Annotated in this window: 2 rRNA genes; both read left to right on the top strand. The window is 56.8% G+C overall.

The features are described 5' to 3' along the window. Window positions 1-64 precede the first annotated feature (64 nt). A 23S ribosomal RNA gene (locus ACZ5VD_RS43815) occupies window positions 65-3,188 on the top strand. 101 nt (window positions 3,189-3,289) lie between these two features. Continuing rightward, window positions 3,290-3,406, top strand: a 5S ribosomal RNA gene (gene rrf, locus ACZ5VD_RS43810).

Genomic DNA, 3,406 nt, shown 5'->3' with positions numbered 1-3,406 from the left:
AGAGGGCAGGGTGATGGGTGGCTGGTCGTTGTTTGAGAACTGCACAGTGGACGCGAGCATCTGTGGCCAAGTTTTTAAGGGCGCACGGTGGATGCCTTGGCACCAGGAACCGATGAAGGACGTGGGAGGCCACGATAGTCCCCGGGGAGTCGTCAACCAGGCTTTGATCCGGGGGTTTCCGAATGGGGAAACCCGGCAGTCGTCATGGGCTGTCACCCATACCTGAACACATAGGGTATGTGGAGGGAACGCGGGGAAGTGAAACATCTCAGTACCCGCAGGAAGAGAAAACAACCGTGATTCCGGGAGTAGTGGCGAGCGAAACCGGATGAGGCCAAACCGTATGCGTGTGAGACCCGGCAGGGGTTGCGCATACGGGGTTGTGGGATCTCTCTTTTACGGTCTGCCGGCCGTGAGACGAGTCAGAAACCGTTGATGTAGGCGAAGGACATGCGAAAGGTCCGGCGTAGAGGGTAAGACCCCCGTAGTCGAAACATCAACGGCTCGTTTGAGAGACACCCAAGTAGCACGGGGCCCGAGAAATCCCGTGTGAATCTGGCGGGACCACCCGCTAAGCCTAAATATTCCCTGGTGACCGATAGCGGATAGTACCGTGAGGGAATGGTGAAAAGTACCGCGGGAGCGGAGTGAAATAGTACCTGAAACCGTGTGCCTACAAGCCGTGGGAGCGTCGCTGTATGTGCTTGCACATACAGTCGTGACTGCGTGCCTTTTGAAGAATGAGCCTGCGAGTTTGCGGTGTGTTGCGAGGTTAACCCGAGTGGGGTAGCCGTAGCGAAAGCGAGTCCGAACAGGGCGTTTCAGTAGCACGCTCAAGACCCGAAGCGGAGTGATCTAGCCATGGGCAGGTTGAAGCGGAGGTAAGACTTCGTGGAGGACCGAACCCACCAGGGTTGAAAACCTGGGGGATGACCTGTGGTTAGGGGTGAAAGGCCAATCAAACTCCGTGATAGCTGGTTCTCCCCGAAATGCATTTAGGTGCAGCGTCGTGTGTTTCTTGCCGGAGGTAGAGCACTGGATAGGCGATGGGCCCTACCGGGTTACTGACCTTAGCCAAACTCCGAATGCCGGTAAGTGAGAGCACGGCAGTGAGACTGTGGGGGATAAGCTCCATGGTCGAGAGGGAAACAGCCCAGAGCATCGACTAAGGCCCCTAAGCGTACGCTAAGTGGGAAAGGATGTGGAGTCGCACAGACAACCAGGAGGTTGGCTTAGAAGCAGCCACCCTTGAAAGAGTGCGTAATAGCTCACTGGTCTAGTGATTCCGCGCCGACAATGTAGCGGGGCTCAAGCGTACCGCCGAAGTCGTGTCATTCATGCAATAGGGCCAACGCCTGTATGGATGGGTAGGGGAGCGTCGTGTGCCGGGTGAAGCCGCCGCGTAAGCGAGTGGTGGACGGTTCACGAGTGAGAATGCAGGCATGAGTAGCGATACACACGTGAGAAACGTGTGCGCCGATTGACTAAGGGTTCCTGGGTCAAGCTGATCTGCCCAGGGTAAGTCGGGACCTAAGGCGAGGCCGACAGGCGTAGTCGATGGATAACCGGTTGATATTCCGGTACCCGCTGTGAAGCGTCAAACATTGAATCAGGCGATGCTAAGTCCGTGAAGCCGTTCCGGACCCTTCGGGGAATGGAAAGTGGTGGAGCCGACGGACCAGACTTGTAGTAGGTGAGTGATGGGGTGACGCAGGAAGGTAGTCCAGCCCGGGCGGTGGTTGTCCCGGGGTAAGGGTGTAGCCCGAGTGGTAGGTAAATCCGCCATTCATTAAGGGTGAGACCTGATGCCGAGCCGATTGTGGTGAAGTGGATGATCCTATGCTGTCGAGAAAAGCCTCTAGCGAGTTTCATGGCGGCCCGTACCCTAAACCGACTCAGGTGGTCAGGTAGAGAATACCGAGGCGTTCGGGTGAACTATGGTTAAGGAACTCGGCAAAATGCCCCCGTAACTTCGGGAGAAGGGGGGCCATCACTGGTGAGGAGACTTGCTCTCCGAGCTGGGGGTGGCCGCAGAGACCAGCGAGAAGCGACTGTTTACTAAAAACACAGGTCCGTGCGAAGCCGTAAGGCGATGTATACGGACTGACGCCTGCCCGGTGCTGGAACGTTAAGGGGACCGGTTAGTCACATTTCGGTGTGGCGAAGCTGAGAACTTAAGCGCCAGTAAACGGCGGTGGTAACTATAACCATCCTAAGGTAGCGAAATTCCTTGTCGGGTAAGTTCCGACCTGCACGAATGGCGTAACGACTTCTCGACTGTCTCAACCATAGGCCCGGTGAAATTGCACTACGAGTAAAGATGCTCGTTTCGCGCAGCAGGACGGAAAGACCCCGGGACCTTTACTACAGTTTGATATTGGTGTTCGGTTCGGCTTGTGTAGGATAGCTGGGAGACTGTGAAGCTTGGACGCCAGTTCAGGTGGAGTCGTCGTTGAAATACCAGTCTGGTCGTGCTGGATGTCTAACCTGGGTCCGTGATCCGGATCAGGGACAGTGTCTGATGGGTAGTTTAACTGGGGCGGTTGCCTCCTAAAGAGTAACGGAGGCGCCCAAAGGTTCCCTCAGCCTGGTTGGCAATCAGGTGTTGAGTGTAAGTGCACAAGGGAGCTTGACTGTGAGACCGACGGGTCGAGCAGGGACGAAAGTCGGGACTAGTGATCCGGCGGTGGCTTGTGGAAGCGCCGTCGCTCAACGGATAAAAGGTACCCCGGGGATAACAGGCTGATCTTCCCCAAGAGTCCATATCGACGGGATGGTTTGGCACCTCGATGTCGGCTCGTCGCATCCTGGGGCTGGAGTCGGTCCCAAGGGTTGGGCTGTTCGCCCATTAAAGCGGTACGCGAGCTGGGTTTAGAACGTCGTGAGACAGTTCGGTCCCTATCCGCTGCGCGCGCAGGAATATTGAGAAGGGCTGTCCCTAGTACGAGAGGACCGGGACGGACGAACCTCTGGTGTGCCAGTTGTCCTGCCAAGGGCATGGCTGGTTGGCTACGTTCGGGAGGGATAACCGCTGAAAGCATCTAAGCGGGAAGCCTGCTTCGAGATGAGTATTCCCACCCCCTTTGAGGGGTTAAGGCTCCCAGTAGACGACTGGGTTGATAGGCCGGATCTGGAAGCCCAGTAATGGGTGGAGGTGACCGGTACTAATAGGCCGAGGGCTTGTCCTCAGTTGCTCGCGTCCACTGTGTTGGTTCTGAAACCACGAACAGCCCCACACCCACAGCCTTATGGTTGGTTGGTGTGGTGCGGCGGTTCGGTTTCATTGTGTTTCGGTGGTTATAGCGTGAGGGAAACGCCCGGTTACATTCCGAACCCGGAAGCTAAGCCTTACAGCGCCGATGGTACTGCAGGGGGGACCCTGTGGGAGAGTAGGACGCCGCCGAAC

This window comes from Streptomyces sp. NPDC032822, from assembly GCF_055578825.1.
Note: the sequence above shows the minus strand (reverse complement) of the source record. Positions and strands in the feature narration are given on the sequence as shown.